At 63.1% G+C, this 18264-nt stretch carries 6 protein-coding genes; 3 read left to right on the forward strand and 3 right to left on the reverse strand.

What is annotated here, in order from left to right:
- Nucleotides 1-196: 196 nt before the first annotated feature.
- Complete coding sequence (locus tag HDC32_RS14835) at nt 197-1330, forward strand: OpgC family protein (protein WP_184744533.1); 1134 nt, start codon at nt 197-199, stop codon at nt 1328-1330.
- Between the two features lie 66 nt (nt 1331-1396).
- Nucleotides 1397-7885, forward strand: a complete 6489-nt coding sequence (locus HDC32_RS14840) for an NEL-type E3 ubiquitin ligase domain-containing protein (protein WP_184744534.1) — start codon at nt 1397-1399, stop codon at nt 7883-7885.
- A gap of 50 nt (nt 7886-7935) precedes the next feature.
- On the opposite strand, the gene HDC32_RS14845 is transcribed toward HDC32_RS14840, so the two are convergent.
- Both HDC32_RS14845 and HDC32_RS14850 read right to left on the reverse strand, forming a co-directional pair.
- Nucleotides 7936-9354: an amino acid permease gene (locus HDC32_RS14845; protein WP_131697410.1), complete on the reverse strand. Its 1419-nt coding sequence runs from the start codon at nt 9352-9354 to the stop codon at nt 7936-7938.
- Between the two features lie 258 nt (nt 9355-9612).
- Entirely contained in the window at nt 9613-14232 is a 4620-nt protein-coding gene (locus tag HDC32_RS14850; RefSeq protein ID WP_184744536.1) for a hypothetical protein, read from the reverse strand.
- 192 nt (nt 14233-14424) lie between these two features.
- Between HDC32_RS14850 and HDC32_RS14855 the strand changes: the two genes are divergently transcribed.
- A complete protein-coding gene (locus tag HDC32_RS14855) occupies nt 14425-17568 on the forward strand; it encodes a transglycosylase domain-containing protein (protein WP_184744538.1) in 3144 nt (1047 codons plus the stop codon).
- Here HDC32_RS14855 and HDC32_RS14860 read toward each other — a convergent pair.
- Nucleotides 17511-18251, reverse strand: a complete 741-nt coding sequence (locus HDC32_RS14860; protein WP_131697413.1) for a molecular chaperone — start codon at nt 18249-18251, stop codon at nt 17511-17513. The genes HDC32_RS14855 and HDC32_RS14860 overlap by 58 nt on opposite strands.
- Between the last annotated feature and the right edge of the window lie 13 nt (nt 18252-18264).

The following is an 18264-nucleotide window of genomic DNA, read 5'->3' on the forward strand; positions in this document are numbered from 1 at the left end:
AATTCACATGCCGTTACTGGACTTCGCTGCAATCGCCGGGCTACTGGTGATCATTGATGCCTAGAGACATTCAGTAATACCCAACCTTTGCAATTACTTACAAATAACGCCAACCTGCGCCCGCCCGACGTGCGGCGTACGACGACGCGCGCGTTCGCCTGTCATTACTAAACCTTTTGTTCAAGAGCCCGCTGCCATGCTGAACGGACGCGACCCACGCATCGATTTTTTTCGGGGCCTGGCGTTGATCTTCATTTTCTGGGATCACGTCCCCCACAATCCTCTCGGCCAGATCACCCTGCGAAATTTCGGCTTCAGCGATGCGGCGGAGGTCTTTGTATTCCTCGCGGGTTACGCCGCCGTCCTGGCCTACGGCAAGATCCTGCAACGTGACGGCTACTGGATTGCCGCACTGAAAATCCTGCGCCGCGCCTGGGTGTTGTACGTGGTGCATATCTTCCTGCTGGCGATGCTGATGGGCATCGTGTTCTTCGCCAACAGCCATGTGGAAACCCGCGACCTGGTCGAGGAGATGGGCCTGACGCACTTCGTCACCCACCCGCAACAGGCCCTGACCGATGAGTTGCTGCTGCGCTTCAAACCCAACCTGATGGACCCGCTGCCGCTGTATATCGTGCTGCTTGCCGGATTGCCGCTGGTGTTGCCGCTGCTGTTGCGCAGGACCTGGCTGGTGGTGGCCGCGTCGGCGACCGTGTATCTGCTGGCGCCCTGGATGGGCTGGAACCTGCGCGCGATTGCCGACGGTGTGTGGTACTTCAACCCGGTGACGTGGCAGTTCCTGTTTATCCTCGGTGGCGCGGCGGCGCTGCATGCCAGCCAAGCGCGCCCGCCGGAACAGCGCCCGCTCAAGCGCCAGCCGTTGTTCCTGGCGGCGGCGGTGTACACCGTGGTGGCGTGTGTGCTGACGCTGTCGTGGCGCTGGCCCGAGGTGCATGACGCGGTGATGCCGTCCTGGCTCAGCGACCTGATCTACCCCATCAGCAAGACCGACCTTTCGCCGCTACGCCTGCTGCACTTCCTGGCCCTGGCCTATGTCACCGCCAAACTGTTGCCGGGTCGCGGCTGGACGCAAAACTGGCTGGCCGAGCAAAGCTGCCGCATGGGCCGCTACTCCCTGGAGGTGTTCTGCCTCGGCGTGCTGCTGGCGCCGCTGGCAGACATGCTCAACGCCCAGGCCGAGGATGCCTGGCCAATGCAGATTTTCAGCGCACTGCTGGGGCTGGCGCTGATGGCCGGGCTGGCGGCATGGCTGGAGTTCAACAAGCGTCTGGACCAGACGCTGCGCGGCGATGCACCGGCCTTTAAATAGATAGCCCCGGCGCCGGCATGCGCGATGGTTCCATCTGCCTTCCACTTATCGTGAAAGGTAGAGCGCATGCCGACTCATCAATTACTCAACGGCCTGTCCGGCAATCTGCAATCAAGTACCGCCTGGTCCCAGCAACAGGCACTGGCACTGATCCAGCGTAATGTCCTGCAAGCCCTGGAGGGCCTGGACGCCGAGGAAAAACCACGTTTCCTGCGCTTGCAACGCAACGCCCTGGCGGCCCTGGCCGCGGTTGAGGCCGAAAAGGAGCGGGTGGTACGCAGCTTCAAGACAGATGGCCTGGCGCAGTTGCGTAACCGAATCGGTGGGCGCGATCCGGAGCACTATCGCTTCGAGACCACCTACCTGGAAAAGGTCGAGCAACCCTTGCCCTGGGACCGGCAGCCGGGCAGCCACGTCCGCGTGCCCCGTCGCTCCGATAGGGATCTGCGCAACATCGAACACGTCAAGAGCCTGTCGTTATGGGAAGCCGCCTGCCTGAATTTTGGTTTCACCACTTCGATCCGCCAGGACTCCGGCTACAGCCTGGTGGACGCCAGCCGCGTCGTGGGCGAAGACGGTGATCTGAGCCTCACGGCGCAGGCATTCATCGCCATTGCCCGCGAGCTGGACCTGGGCCACCAACTGCAAGTGAAAATCCAGGCCACCCTCGGTGAGAACGGCACGCTGCGCCGGCTGATGGGCGAGGCGGTACTGGCGCTGTTGCAATTCGATGTGCTCGACGCCTGGCGCAACCGCGCCCGCAACGGCCTGACCCGCGAGGTGTATGACCGCCTTACGGCATCGCTCGAAGGCAGTGGGCCGCAACTGCCGGTCGACAGCCTGAGCCTGACCTCCGGCGTCACGCCCATCATCGCCGTGCCTTTCGTCCCCTGGGAAAGCGCGATTCCCGTACCGCTGCTGCTGATCAGGGTGGCCAGCCTCGGCGTGCTGTCCTATTTTCCGTTCCGCCCCGGCGGGGCGTTGCGCCACCACAGCGACGCGCGCGCGGCAGAGGCGGATTTTCGCCAGCAGTTGCTGGACAGTCACCAGCAAGGCGACCTGGGTTGGTTTTCCCAGCAACTGCCGTTGGTGGGGCTGTCGGTGTTCCAGTCGTTGCTGACCCAGGCGCCACGCCCCGAGGGCATGAGCTGGCTGGCCGGGCGGCTTTACGATGGCTTTCACACGGCGTTCCCGGAGCGGACGCTCAACGATATGCGCTTCTCCACCGACCCGCATACCGGCCCCGCCGTCACCCTGGTGCAAGCCCTGACTTACCGCCAGATCCAACGCTGCCAGGCCGATCTGGACACCCTGGCCAACAGCCGTTCCGAAGCCGATTGGCAAGCGGTCAAGGACGCCACCGCCGCCATTGCCGCCGAAGTCCTGCAACTGCTGCTCACACCCCTGCCCGGCGGGGTCACGGGCATGAACCGGGTCATGCAACTGGCAGTACTGGGCAGCATGACCTACAGCGTCAGCGCAGGCCTGGATGAAGCGGTCAAGGGCGATGCCAGCAGCTTCGCCTCGACCCTGAGCGATGTCGCCGACCTGGCCATCAGCGGGCGCTTGATCAGCGTTGCCGGCAGCGCCCATCGCCAGCGCATGCGCGAACACCTGCACCGGCTGGGCAACCCGCGCAAAGTCACGCGCCCCGACGGTGTGGATGAACTGTGGAAACCCGACGCCCGCCCCTACGCCCACAGCCAGCAATACCTGCTCGAGGGTAAACGCGCCGACGCCCTGTGCGTGTTCACCGTACAAGACCGGCAATACGTCAAGCTACACCATGACAACCAGACCCTGGTGGCAGAGGTCGTCCACGACCAGGTCTCGCAGCGCTACAGCCTCAAGCGCAGCAGCAGCGGGTACAAGCCGCCGATTATCTTCAACCCGGCGCTGCAAGCCTGGACCTTCGACCTGCACAACACCCAAGCCCTGTCGGATACCCAACTGCTGCAGCAGATGCTGCCCAACGATGCATCGGTTATCGCCCAGGCCGATCTGGAACGCACACTGCGCAGCACGGCCACCTCCCGCGATACCCTGGAGCATGTGTGGCGCGGCGAACCGGCACCGTTGAACCTGATCGAAGGCGTGCGACGCCTGCAGGCCGACCAGGTGATCGAACACATCATCAATCGCTTTCATGAAGCCGGCTACCTGCCTCCCTATGGCGAAAGCGTGGTGATATGCCTGCTGACCCAGCTCCCCGATTGGCCCAGCGCCGCCCTGCTGAGCATCCAAGACCCGCAACGCAGCGTGATCGCAACCTTCGGCAAGACCGAGCAGCCGATGCCCGGCTCGACGACGATCACGATCATCCGCAGCGCTAACGGCAGCTACCAGGCCGAAGGCGATCACGGCCAGCCGCCCTATCGGGCCGACCCCCTGTTGAGCCTGGTCATCAGCCTGCAACCGGGCACCTCACCACTGGGCTTCACGGATCAACCCGACGCCACGCCTGAACAGCGGATCATGGCGGTACGGCGCGACGTCGCCGCCCTCGCGCGTCGCGAACGCCTGGCATTGTTCGCCGCCGTGGTGAATTACGCCGGTTATGAAAAACATGAGGCATTGCCACCCACCAATGTGCGCCGCTTCCTGCCACTCAAGGCTTCAGCGCCGGCGGTCGCCGTCACTCCACTGCTGAAAAAATTGCGCGACCTCAATAACCCACTGTCACCGGCCATGCTGGAGCGTCTATTGGCCCAGCATCCGCTGACCCCGCGCCAACAGCAGGCCTACTTACGAGAAGGAGGACTGCCGACGGTCTTTGCCGAACTGCTGGATAACCATCGCACCGCGCTGCGTATCGACGCCGCGATCGACGCGCTGTATCACCCGCGCCAGTTCAACAACGATGCCGATCAATGGGCCAGGGAGTTCGCCTCGGCGTTGATACGCCGAAGCCTCAAGCGCAATTTCGTCATCACCGAAGTGGTTGCCGGCCGTATCGCCAAGCCGTATGCCAGCAGCGGTCCTGACGACCTCACTGTAGAGCTGCGTCACTACGGCGAGGGCGTCTATGAAGCCTACGATATGCACAATGCCGGCACGATTGCGGTATCGCCGGCGGTGGACAGTTTCTACCTGGCCATCAGCTCGGTGCTGCAACCCCATGAGCGGCAACAATTGGGCATGCGCAGTGCCTCCGACACCATGGGCCTGCGGGTCACCTTGGGCGACTACATGAGCAACCAGCGCGGCCCGGAGGGTTTTGTGAGGCTGGCCGACGGGTCGCTGGCGCAGTACGAGCATACGCTGTCACTGCCGACCCACCTGCGGCCGGATGCCCTGGGCATTTTCGCGCTTGGGGGCGAGCACTATCTGCCCCTGTTCGGTTCCTGGTACCGGATTGTCCATGACACGCGGACCTTCAAGTGGCGGCTCAAGCACCCGCAAAAGATCGGCGTCGACACGCCAACCCTGGAGCACAATGGCGACGGCGCCTGGCGCCTGTCCAGCGAGAATCCCATGGGGTGGGACGACCACAGCCTGCTCTACCGTCTTGGGGGCGACCACTACGCATTCCCTCGGGATACCGCCCGCACCCTTCTCGCCCTGACCGACACCCCGGCCCACGTACTGCGCCAGGCACACCGCAGCGGCCGGGCGGCGCCGCCGCTGCTGGCCGATACCTGCAAACGCCTGCGTATCGACCAGGAAATCAACCGGTTCATCGAGGCAATGTATGAGTTCCCCGGCTCCCCTTCCGCGCGCCCGGACCTGCAGTTGCTGGTGATCTCCAGCCTGCCCGGCTGGCCCGACAGCCACGTGCTGCAGATTGTCGACAGCAATGATCGTGTCACCCACCAATACCCTGAGCATCGGCGGCCCAACGACCAGGTCGTGAAGGTCACCGATGCGCAGTTCAAAAGCGCCAGGCTGCTGGACGCCATTGTCCCCCACGACGATGTGGTCCAGGGCCTGTTGGGCCGGCTACCGAAGACCCCGGAACAGCGCCGGGTCGAGCTGATTACGCAAATCGTCGAGTACACCGACCGGGAGCGGGCGCAAATCCTCAAGTCCCTTTACCGACGCAGCGAGTCCGAAGGCACCGAGCAAGAGCGCCGCTTCAAGACCCGGCATCCAGACCTGCCGACCCGCACGGTCAAGGCCATTCTTGGCCACGCCTCGCCACGCGAGCTGAAGCAGTTGCACGAGAAAAACCAGTTGAGCCTGCGCCTTTCGGAACAGGCGCGCCTGAGTAGCCACGAGTTGCGCTTGAATCGCGCCTTCGAAGGCTTATATGCAGACGCCTGCGCCAATGCCGACAGCGACAGGATCACCTTGTACCTGCTGCGTTCCCTGCCGGGTTGGCCACGGAGCCTGCGCATCGATATCCGTGAACGGGACAACGAGGGGCGCCTGCTGGAAACGGCGGGTTACCTGGTGGGTTCATCACGCAAGACCGTGGCCCGAACCACCCACGGCTATCAAGCCTATGACCAACAGGGCCGAGCCTTGGGCCAGCCTTCGATCAGACTGCTGCGGGTCATTCTCAGCACCTTGACTGCCGCCGAGCAGGCCGTCCTTGAAGTGGACACCGAAGCCGGTATCGCCGACCTGCGCAACCAGCTTGCCGAACTGGCCTTCGCCCGTCGCGTGGACATCAAGGGCCTGCTGGACATCCCGCACTTGCAGCCCTGGATGCAACCGGCCATGGGGCTGGACCGTTCGTTTCTGGTGTATCCGCTATGGCGCCAGATCCAGTCTTTTTTCGGCCCCCGACCGCCGAGTCTGGTGGCCAAGGCCCAGGAGCTTTACCCCAGCTTCAACAACGACGACGCACGGCGCTTCTTGCGGTCGTTGAACATGACGGACCCGGAAATACTGATCGAGCTGGAGCGCCGCCAGGCCGAGTACCAGGCCATGGATGTGGAGCTTTCCCGCTGGAGTGAAACCTTGCTGCCGGCTGACAACGCACTCAACGACCCCTTGGGCATGAACCGTGGCCGGCGACGCCATATCGCCTACCAACTGCGGGGCGCATGGCGGCGCGAAAACGCGACGTTCTATATCGCCGGCCTGTTCAACGTGCCGTCACTGGAGTTGCAACTGGACGATGAAGGTCTGCCGCCGGGGTCTTTCCTGACGGGTACCAGCGGCTTCAGCCACATTGAATACCTGCGAATTTCCGGCAACACGTTCCCTGCCACGGGGGCGGAATTTCTCAGTAAGTTCGCCCAGCTCAAGGCATTGCGCGTCGACTGTCGCCTCACGGACTTGCCCAGCGCGATCACGGATATGACCACCCTCACCCACCTTGACCTGAGTGACAACGACCTGCGTTTGACCGAAGAGGCCGTGCAGCGCCTGGCAAACATGGTCAACTTGCAAAAACTCGACCTGAACGACAACCCGGACCTGACCCTCACACCGGATGTCAGCCGGATGCTGCAGATGAATACACTGCGCCTGGCCAACACCGGCATCACGCAATGGCCCATCGGGGCCAGCGCGCTGCCGGTGCTTACAGAGCTGCACCTGCAGGCAAACGGGATCACTACCGTTCCCGAAGAAGTCTTCACCAACCCCTGGCTGCAAACCGCCAATCGCAACACCCTGCTGCACGAAAACCCGCTGTCGGTGGAGACCCTGGAGAGCATCGACGCCTACCGGATTGCCACGGGTATCCGACTGGGTGGCCAACTGCGTACACCGGCCCATGCCCCGGCGGCGCCGAACGACCTCGATACCTGGCTGACCGGCGTGGCGGCGCAGGACGTGGCCGCCCGCCAACAACTGTGGGAGCAGTTGAAGGCGAATGAAACGGCAAGTGCCGATGATGTGTTCCGGGTACTGCGTGACCTGAAGAGGACCCACGCCTACCGCAGCCCCGCGTCAAGAACACGGCTGACCGAGCGGGTCTGGAGCCTGCTGATCGCCATGGGCGAATCGACGCAACTGCGCAACACGATCTGCCTCAATACCTATGGTTCAGGCAATTGCGGCGACAGCGTGCTGCTGGCCTTTACCAACATGGAGCTGCATCACCGTATCCACCAGGCCAAGCTGCAACCCAGGAGCTACCTGGCCGACCGGGCCTTGCTGGAACTGGCCAAGAGTTGCTTCTACCTCAATCAGCTCGATCACTTTGCCGACCAGTTCGTGCTTGCGCGCGAGCGTGCCGACCTGGACGTCGATCACGCCGAGGTGACCATCTACCTGCGCAGTAAACTGGCGCGGGAATTCAACCTGCCGTTTTATCCACTGGAGCTGCTGTACAGCGTGGATGACTATGTGACGCCGGCAGTGATCGACGACGTGCGCCGAACCCTGCGCAGGCTCGGCCAGTCACCGGCGTTGCAGGAGGCGATCGTGGCCACCGAGTTCTGGATCGAGTACCTGGCCAGCAGTGAGCCGGAGGCGTTTTTCACCGTCAAGGACACCATCACCTACAAAGTCAGCGTGTTGGATCAGGCGTTTTCGGACAGGCGTTCGGATGAATACCTGGAGCGTCGCCAGCAACTGGCCGACGAGGAAGCCAACGAACACAACCGCCTGGTGCGGCAGTTGACCGAAGGCACGCAACGCACGTTGCAGCGGGTCTGAGACAGTGCGGGCCGACCTGTCGCGAAACAGGCCGGCCCGCGCTCAAGGGATCACGCCGACGGCTGTGAACCCTGGGCGACCTGGGTCGGCTGCAGCTTGAACACGTAGAACAACACGGTCAGCAGCACCAGGAAGGCCGGTCCCACATAGAGCGCCACGCGGGTATCCGGGAAGTACGCCATCAGGCCCACCACCAGCACCAGGAACGCCAGGGCCAGGTACGAACTGACCGGGTACAGCCACATGCGGTACTTGAGGGCTTTCTGTTCGGCCGGGCTCAGGCTGCTGCGGAACTTGAGCTGCGCCAGCAGGATCATGACCCACGTCCAGATCGCACCGAAGGTGGCGATGGACGTGACCCAGACGAAGACTTTCTCCGGCACCAGGTAGTTGAGCAACACGCCCAGCAGCAAGGCAAAAATCGACAACAGCAGTGCCTTGCGCGGTACCCCGTTGCTCGAGGTGGTACCGAACGCGGCCGGTGCCTGGCCGTTCTGCGCCAGGCTGTAGAGCATGCGCCCGGTGCTGAAGATGCCGCCGTTGCATGACGACAACGCTGCGGTGATCACCACGAAGTTGATGATGCCGGCGGCGGTCTTGATGCCCAGGCGCTCGAAAGTCATCACGAACGGGCTGCCCTGGGTGCCGATTTCATTCCATGGGTAGATCGACAGGATCACGAACAACGCGCCCACGTAGAACAGCAGAATGCGCCAGAACACCGAACCGATGGCGCGGGGAATGGTCTTCTGCGGGTTCTTCGCTTCCCCGGCGGTGAGGCCGATCATCTCTACGCCCAGGTAGGCGAACATCACCATTTGCAGGGACATCAACACGCCCTGGACGCCATTGGGCATAAAACCGCCGTGGGTCCACAGGTTGGAAATGCCGAGTGCCACGCCGTCGTTGCCAAAGCCGAACGCGATGATGCCGACGCCGCCGATCACCATCGCAATGATGGTGACGATCTTGATCAACGCGAACCAGAATTCGAATTCACCGAAGGCCTTCACTGCGATCAGGTTGATGGTACCCATGCTGATCAGGGCTGCCAGGGCCCAGATCCAGCGCGGTGTGTCGGGGAACCACACGCCCATGTAAACGGCCACGGCGGTAATCTCCGCCACGCAGGTCACCAGCCACAGGAACCAATAGTTCCAGCCGGTCAGGAAGCCCGCCAACGGGCCGAGGTAATCCTGCGCGTAGCGACTGAATGAGCCGGCGACCGGGTTGTGCACGGCCATTTCGCCGAGGGCACGCATGATCACCAGGATGGCCAGGCCGCCGATGATGTAGGAGAGCATGATGGCCGGGCCGGCCATTTCGATGGCCTTGGCCGAGCCAAGGAACAGGCCGACACCGATACAGGCGCCGAGCGCCATCAGGCGGATATGCCGTTCGCCCAGTTCGCGTTTGAGCGGGCCGCCCGAAGCGGTCTCGCCATGGGGCAGGTGGTTGCCGACTGGCATAGGGATACAACCTCGTCTTGTTATTGGATATGAGCCTCCGAGTCCGGCACGCCACGGCGGGTGTGCCATGGCGTGCCGTCTCCGCTTGACCTTTTGGGTCAAACGGTCTGGCCGGGCCAGATCAGGGGGGTGCAGTATAAAAAGCTCAACCCAGTGATTTTCACTCTATAAACGGCAATATTCAGCGGGAATTCCCGGAAAACTCCGATTGCGCGGTTGGAGTATCGCACGGCAATGGTGCGTCATTTCAAGCCGCGCCTATTCGTCACGCCTCCACTGCGGTGCGTCGAAGAACAACTTGCGCGCCATGCGCAGGTTGATTTCGCCACGATGGATCTCCAGGGCCTGCGAGGCCCGCCCGCCCTGCCCGGCCTGGATGCTGGCAAACGCCTGGGCCTGCGCCTGGGCCTGAGTCTGTTTGCCCATGCGGTGTTGCTCCGGGGTCTTGAGGTGCGCCGCAGTGAAATGGTCGTCCGGCCCCGCCTGGCGTTCATAGTGGAAATGCGCGTACCACAGGGGCTGGCGCGTGTGTACATCCACCACCCCATAAGCCTGCAACCAATCATTGGGGCGTGCGGCGAGAGCGACACGCCCGCCCTGCCGGAAAATATTCGCCTCATGATGGCTGACCAGCACGTCCACCCCGGACTGAGTGGGCAGGCGCGCTTTGATCGCATTCAATCGAGCCTGCAGGCCCTGCTCGGATAAACGACTGGCCGCAGCCCGCAGTGCGTCGGCTTCGGTCCTGGCCCGCGCCCGCTGGGTGGCAGCCAGGCGCGCCGGCTCGCTGTGCTGAAGGTGGCGCTGGATGGCCTCGGCACACTGGCGCAACTTGTCGGCGCGCTGTTCCAGGATGTCCTGCAGCGACTGCGGTTCGTTGGCCCTGCGCGCCATTTTCAGAACTTCGCCAATGGCTTGCTCCACCGCAGCCCGCAAGGCCTGGCCCTGCTCAATCAAGCGATTGAGACTGGGCATTGAACCTGCACGCCGGGGAGCCGCTTTCTCGACCGGTTCCCAGATCCCATCGGCGGCCGGGGTGAACGAGGCAATCACGCTGTTCTGGGCATCCAACACCTCTGCCACCTGCGTCGGCTGTTCGCCAGTCGTCATCTTGAGTTGAGCGACATACAAACCCTGATTGCGTGTGCGAATGATATTTTTGCGCGGTGCACGAGGTGCCGGCACCGGGCGTGGCGCAGGGTTCGCGGGCATCAGGGCCGCAGACAGCTCGCGTTCGACCTCAGCGTGCAGTTGGGTGAACAGTTGCTGCAACTTATCCAGGTAATCGAGATGGAATTTATCCGGCTCCATGGCCCGCCAGAATTCGATGCGGTCATCGGTCTGGGCGTAGACACGGTTGAAGCTCTCCAGCAACTCGATGCGTAACTCCGTGCTATGGGGCGCCAATTCGTCCAGTTGCGCCTGGGACCCACTGGCCCAACGCGCGCGCTGAATGGTGTCGTCCAGGCTTTGGAAAAAATCTTCATCCAGCCTCGGCCCTTCGGTCTTCAGCGCCACCGCCCACAGGGCCGTCACCTGCAACGACTGCAGTTCCAGCACCGTCGGCCCAACCAACTCGCTCTGCCGCAAAGCTTGGGCCCTGTCCCGCCCGAACTTGGGAACCGCTTCCAGCTCTTGCAGCAAGTTGAGTTCCTGAGTACGCCAGCGGATCGCATTTTCGTTGCTGTCAGCCAACTGCCGCAGCCCTTCCATCAACACCTGGTGAGCCTGTTGATTGACGTCCCAGGTGGCCTCGTCCTCACTCAGCGATTGCACCCGGTCCAGCACCGGTACCAATCGGGCATTGATGGCGACGGTCGTTGCCCGGGCGTGCATCAGCAGTTGCCGCAGGCTGAGGATCAGCCCCTCGAGCGACGTCGACAGTTCACGTTCATAACCCGCTCGGGGCTTGAGCAGTTGCAGCGCCTTGAGGCATCGCAGTTCCAGCAACGAAGCCTCCAGCTTGCTTTGCAACTCCTGGGTATAACGACTGCTCGCCGTGGCGCGCTGCTGGTCGGTGACGCTGGCGGCATCACTGGTCTTGAGGGTGTAGGCCACGACCATGGCCCGATTCGCAGTTTCCCGACGCTGGCCGTATTGACGATAGTCCCGCTCCAATTGCTCGTGACGCGACTCAGTGTCCGCCCCTGCCACCGGTGTATCGGGCTGCCCGCCGATCAAGCGCAGACGCAGGCTCAAATCCACGTCCCAATAGACATTGTCCACCAACTTGAGCCAAGGCCCGGACACACGACCATCGGCGCTGATGATCCGCACACTGTTGTCCGTGACCCTGGCCCGGTACAAATGACCGCGTACCAGCACCTGCCACTGCGGCGGTTGCGTGGCGGGGTTGAATAACATCCCATTGAGCCGCCCGCCCACCTGCGCGCCGGGCAAACGTACCGGCCAAGGCAGGGCAAAGGCCTTGAGACTCAGCTGCTCAAGGCGGGCTTTCAAATCCGCTGTCAGGGTGTCGCGGGCATTGCTCCAGCCACCGGGGGCGCGTAGTTGCACGTCGAGTGGGCCACGCACCAGGGTTGCCGGCGCGAGCCTCCGGGGGGTCGGCTCGAACGCCGGGTGTTGCAGGTCCAGGGTCGACGGCCACTCGTGGGGCGAAGCCCGGTGCGCGAGTATCAGCACCAGGTTGCTCAACAGGTCCATCACACCCGATGCCTGTAAGGCCGGCTGGTTGCCGCTGATGGCCTGCACGTCCTGCTGAACACTGTCCATCACCTGAACCATCCATCCCACCAACGCCACCGGTCCCCTGAGGAACGGCAACAGGCTGTTGAACAGCAACCAGCCGCCTTCCTTCAACGTCGCCCAGCGCTGCTCGGCGTTGGACACCGATTGGCGTTGGGCCAGACTGACCAGCGCCTGGACCGTGGAAGCAAATACCTGAGGCAGCGGGTCAGCGGCCAGCGGTTGCTTGCTCAAGCGCGCCGGCGCCGGGCGCTCGGGCACACTGAACTCATCGCCGGCCAGAAAGCGCCGCACATGCGGCTCCTCAAAACCGCCGTTGGCATACATCGCCTGGCGTGTCGCGGGGAGCCAGGCCAGTACCGTGTCCTGCAGTTCGCCGGGAGCCTTGATCGCATCGAACAAGGCTTGAGCCGTTGCGAATTCACGCAGGCAGGGACTGAACAAGGGCTGGTAGAGCAGATGCGGCCCCTCCTCGGACTGCCGGGGGCCAATCACATACAGATTGACCACCGCATCCGGCGATGAGGTCGGCGTGGCCTCGAATGCCAACGGCCAAAACGCCGCCTCTGGCTGCTGCATCACGGCCGCCTGCACCAGGCGATAACCGGCCTCGGTCAAGCCGTGCTCGCCCTTGATCTTCATCTGCAACGCCAGCAGCGGCAGTTGTGCACGGACCTGCCGGGTGAACAACCCTTCACGGCGCTGCCGCTCAGCCGCATCGTCCACCAGCGTTTGCTGGAGCAGCGCCGGGTAGGTTTGCCCGATATCCACCTCGGTCACACATCCCTTGAGCAACGTTGCCGTCAGCCAGTCGGGGGCGGGGCTGCCGTTGAGGTGGATCGACGACGGCAAATGGGGAAAACCACCCAGGTTCGCCAAGGCCAGGTCCGTAAGGCTCAGGCTCACCGGGTGCACCTCGCCCGTGGCAAACCCGCCCGGCGTCATCGCCGCCGTCACGATGTGGTAAGTCATTTCGATGTCCTCCGGCTCGATGCCGTCGGCCCGGCGATCCTTGCGCAGGCATTGCTTCAGAGCCTGTGCGGCAAAGGTACCCAGCGGCGCGATGCCGTCAACAAAGCTACGCCCGCCGGCTGCGGCCTGCGCCACGACCAGTGCCTGAAGCGCACGGGCGTACGCCAGGCTGTCTGCCGCCGACGCATGGATCAGCCACAGTGGCAGTTGGTCCTGCAAGCGCAGTTGAAACGGGGTCAGGACTGACTCAAACCAGCGCGAAGGATCAGTCACATAGTCGAGCATGTGCTGAAACTGCGCGGGCGTTCGGGGCACCGTGAGGTCGATGGCCAATACATCCGCCCGCTGACGCTCGGCATAACTGGCGGCCAGCGCATCGAACGGATCCCCCCAGGGCACCTGGACAAACCACTCGAGCGTCGGGCCGACCAGGCGCTGGCTGAGGTAGTCGGGAATCAATGGCTCGATGTCCTCCAGGCGGGCGAGCGGGTGAAGGCCGGTCGCCGGGCTGAACAGCAGCAAGGCAGGCAGCTCGGCACCGGGCAACCGATGGGCGAGGATCAGCAGCGGCAGCATTTCCGAGGTCTGTGAACCTTGCGGCCTGACATGTACGGTCTGGACCTGCAACGTTGCGCCGTGCAGGCTCCATTCGCGATCCGGGCGACTGGCGCGTAACGCCGTGCGGGGGAATAACCGGGCAAATTGCTGCTCATCCATCCCCGGCGGTTTCTGGCTGTCATACAACAAGGCCAGGCAGTCATCGGACAGGTAGGCCCATCGCGTGGTGTTCACCGACACCGTTGCCCGCCACCATGCTTCCAGCCGCTCCAGCCAGGCCTGCAACAGGTTCGGCCCGAGCTGGTTGACCACCTGCTCGATAGCCGCCAAGGGCGGGCCACCGGGCACATGGATTTCTCGTTGACGCAGGCATACTTGATGGTAGTCCTCGATATACCGCATCGGCCGGGCACTGGTCAGGCGCACCATCACCTCATCGGCAAGCAGGCTGTAGTGGTACTGGTCGGCCTGCATCGGGGTGCCGATGGCAACCCGTTCGGCCAGCAGGTTGAAGGCTGGGAAACGTCGATCGAGTGTGGCCTGCACCTGCGTGATCGCCACCTCCCGCAGGGTGGGGACGTTGGAAAACAGTGTGAGAATTTGCTCGATATGGTTACGACGCAATGAAGGTGTTTCAGGCATGGGCTGGACTTCCTTGTACGGACGCTGGAATCGGTCCGATAAGCCCTGAACGGTAGGGGCAGTCCCGCGCCCATTTGTGGTAACCGGGTATGCACCCGCCCGCCCTCACTGCAGACAATTTCCTCGACAGCGCCAATCAGCGTCTAAGCTTCAGTCAAGTCCGATCAATCTGCAGGGATGGATCAATCGACTATGGGCGCTTTATGGCAAACCGATTCAACCGAGGCTGCGGCTCCCACCGACAGCATGGACGAACAGCCATTGCCACGACGCCCCCGCAAACCGTTGTACAGGTGGCGAATGGTATGGCTGCTGCTGGTGATCGGCCTGATCGCTGCGGGCTTTGCCGCCCAGCGCGAAATGCGCACGTCGCACTGGCAGGCCCGGGAACTGAGCCGCCTGGCCGCGACCTTGACCTACACCCTGGAACCCGGCCCCAGCGATGCGCTGGTTTATCCCGGTGCCGGGCCGTTCGACAAACGCCTGGGTTACAGTGACCTCGATGAGTTCCTGCCGCGCCTGCTCAAGCGCAACTACCTGATCCAGAGCCAGGTGCGCTTCTCCGCGCCCTTGATGACCTATGTCGAGCGCGGCCTGTTCGTGCCCTACACGGAGAAAATCCAGGCGGGCTTGTCGATCAGCGACTGCCGCGCCGAGCCGTTGTACCAGTTCACCTATCCACAGCAGTCCTACCAGCGTTTCGAGGCGATCCCGCCCGTGGTGGTCAATAGCCTGCTGTTCATCGAAAACCGCGACCTGCTCGACCCGGCACAGCCCCAGGCCAACCCGGCGGTGGACTGGCCGCGGTTCGCCAAGGCGGCGTGGTCGCAAGTGGCCAAGCTTTTGCATTTGCCCGGACAGACGGCCGGCGGCAGCACCCTGGCCACCCAGTTGGAAAAATACCGCCACTCCCCTGACGGGTTGACGCTGTCGGGCGGCGAGAAACTGCGCCAGATGTTTTCCGCCAGCGTGCGCGCCTATCAGGACGGCCCGCAGACCTTGCAGGCGCGCCAGAACATCGTGCGCGACTACCTCAACAGCGTGCCGTTGTCTGCGGTGCCCGGTCACGGCGAAGTGCATGGTATGGCCGACGGTCTGCGGGTGTGGTACGGCGCCGACTTCAACCGCACCAATGCGCTGCTCGCCGACAACAGCCCGCAGAACCTCGCGCAAAAGGGCCTGGCCCTGCGCGAAGTGTTGTCGTTGATGATCGCCCAGCGCCGGCCTTCCCATTACCTGTCCAAAGGCCACGCGGAGCTGGCGACCCTGACCGACAGCCATATCCGCCTGCTGGAACAAAACAGCGTCATCGCCCCTGCCCTGGCCAAGGCGGCCCTGGCCAGCAAGGTCAGTTACCGCGACTGGCAGCAGCAACCGACGATCCAACCGATTGAAACCAACAAAGGCATCAGCGTGGCCCGCAACCGTCTAGCCACCCTGCTCAACCGCCCGCTGTATGACCTTGATCGCCTGGACCTGAGCGCCACCAGCACCTTGCAAAATGACCTGCAAACCCAGACCACCGCCTACCTCAAGCACCTGGCCGATCCGGCCTTCGCCGGGCAACTCGGCCTGCTCGGCCCGCGCCTGCTGACACCCGCCAGCACGACTCAGGTGCGCTACAGCTTCACGCTATACGAGATGACGGGCGACGGCGCGCGAGTGCGGGTGCAGACCGACAACACCGACCAACCTTTCGATATCAACGAGAGCAGCAAGCTCGAACTGGGCTCCACCGCCAAGCTGCGGGTGCTCACCACCTACCTGCAAATCATCAGCGAGTTGCACCAGCGCTATGCCGGCCAGACGCCCGCCGTGTTGAAAAAAGTCGAGATTGACGAGCAGGACCGCTTGTCGCGCTGGGCCGTGGACTACCTGGCGCAAAACCGCGACCAGAGCCTGTCGAAGATGCTCGACGCCGCGCTCGACCGGCAATATTCCGCCAGCCCCGGCGAAAGCTTTTTTACCGGTGGCGGCCTGCATCGCTTCCATAACTTTCGCAATGAAGACAACGGCCGCAACCCGACCTTGCGCGACGCCCTGCGCGAGTCGATCAACCTGCCGTTCATTCGCCTGATGCGCGACCTGGTGCGCTACAGCACCTATCACGGTGACAACAACAGTGCCGAGTTGCTCAAGGACGACAGCGACCCACGGCGCCAGGAATACCTGGCCCAGTTCGCCGACCGCGAAGGCACAACCTTCCTGCTGCGCTTCTGGAAAAAATACCGCAACAAGGACACCCAGGCCCGGCTCGCGACCTTTCTGGACGGCCTGCACCCTACCGCCATCCGCCTGGCCGCCGTGCACCGCTACCTGTTGCCCCAGGCCAGCCAGGCGAGTTTCAACAGCTTCGTGCGCTCGCACCTGACCGGCACCAAAACCGCAGAAAAACTCACCGACGAGCGCCTGAGCAAGCTCTACAAAAACTACGGCCCCGGTGCCTACGACCTGCCGGACCAAGGTTATATCGCCAAGGTCCACCCCCTGGACCTGTGGTTGCTCGGTTACCTGCTGAACCACCCCGACGCCACCTTCACCCAAGCCGTCGCCGCCAGCGAGCACGAGCGCCAGGAGGTCTATGGCTGGCTGTTCAAGAGCCGTCATAAGAGCGCGCGCGACAGTCGCATCCGTACCATGCTGGAGATCGAGGCGTTCCTGGATATTCATCAACGCTGGCGGGCGGTCGGCTACCCGTTCGACCATTTGGTGCCTTCCCTGGCCACCGCCATCGGCAGCTCGGGAGACCGCCCCGCGGCGTTGGCGGAACTGGTGGGGACGATCCTTAACGACGGCATACGCGAGCCGACGCTGCGCATCGACAGCCTGCATTTTGCCGCAGACACCCCCTATGAAACCCACCTGGTCAACAACCCCGACAAAGGCAAGCGGGTGATGCCCAGCGAAGTCGCCAGCGCCTTGCGCGGGGCGTTGTCCCAGGTGGTGGATGCGGGCACGGCGAAACGCGTGTCGGGCAGCTTCAAGCTGGGCGACGGCACACCGCTGGCCATGGGTGGCAAGACCGGCACCGGCGACAACCGCATCGAAGCGATTGGCGCCGGTGGGCGCGTGCTCAGCTCCAAGTCGATCAACCGCACGGCTACCTTTGTGTTCTATATCGGCGACCGGCATTTCGGCACCCTCACCGCCTTCGTCCCCGGCAGCGGCGCGCAGAACTTCACCTTTACCTCGGCACTGCCGGTGCAGGTGCTCAAGGGCATGGCGCCGGTGCTGATGCCGTATCTGCAACCGGGTGGCCATACCTTGTGCAGCGTACCTCAGCCACTGATCTCGACGACTTTCTCGGTGCTGCCCTCTACCACGAAGAACCGATAGACCCGTCCGGCCTGCTTCTCAAAGCTGAACACCCGACCCGGGAAGATATGGTTCTTGGTGATCGGCGCGCAGTCCGTGCGGTCGGCGACCGAACAGTCCTTGAACTCATCCACCACTACGACGGTGTTACCGGCATTGCGCAGGGTGTAGGTGCGCCCGCCGTTCTCGACGCGGGTATCAAAACGGCTGTGTTCGGGCCGCACAAAAAACACCGTGCCGTATCCGGACATCACCCGCACACCCGCCGCCAGGGATGCTTCATAGGCGGCGCGGTCTTCGTCATTGATGCCGAAGTCATCGTCCTTTTCCGGCGCCACCGGCAGGTAGCGCACCCGGAAGTAACGTTCCCGATCGCGCTCGCCCATGAACAGGAAGCGCGTGCTTTGCATCGCATTGGCCGGCACGATCAGGCGTGCCGGGCTGGCCATCAGGCCATCGCGCACGAGGCCGTCGGCCTGGCTTTTGAGGGGCACTTCGTCGTAGCTGCCATCGGGTTTGTAGAGCATCTCCGTGACTTTGATCTTGACGAACGCGGTGCTGGTGCCGCCGTTGAACACGCGCTTAAGGTAAGTGTTCTTGTCGCCATTCAAGTAGTCGTAAAAATCGCCGACGTTGATGGCCGGCCCGGCCTGGGCGTTGAAGGACCACAGGCACATGCCCAGTACTGCATAAACGTATTTCATAAGCACCTCGTTA

The sequence above is a fragment of the Pseudomonas sp. JAI120 genome (assembly GCF_014207255.1).
Lineage (GTDB): Bacteria > Pseudomonadota > Gammaproteobacteria > Pseudomonadales > Pseudomonadaceae > Aquipseudomonas.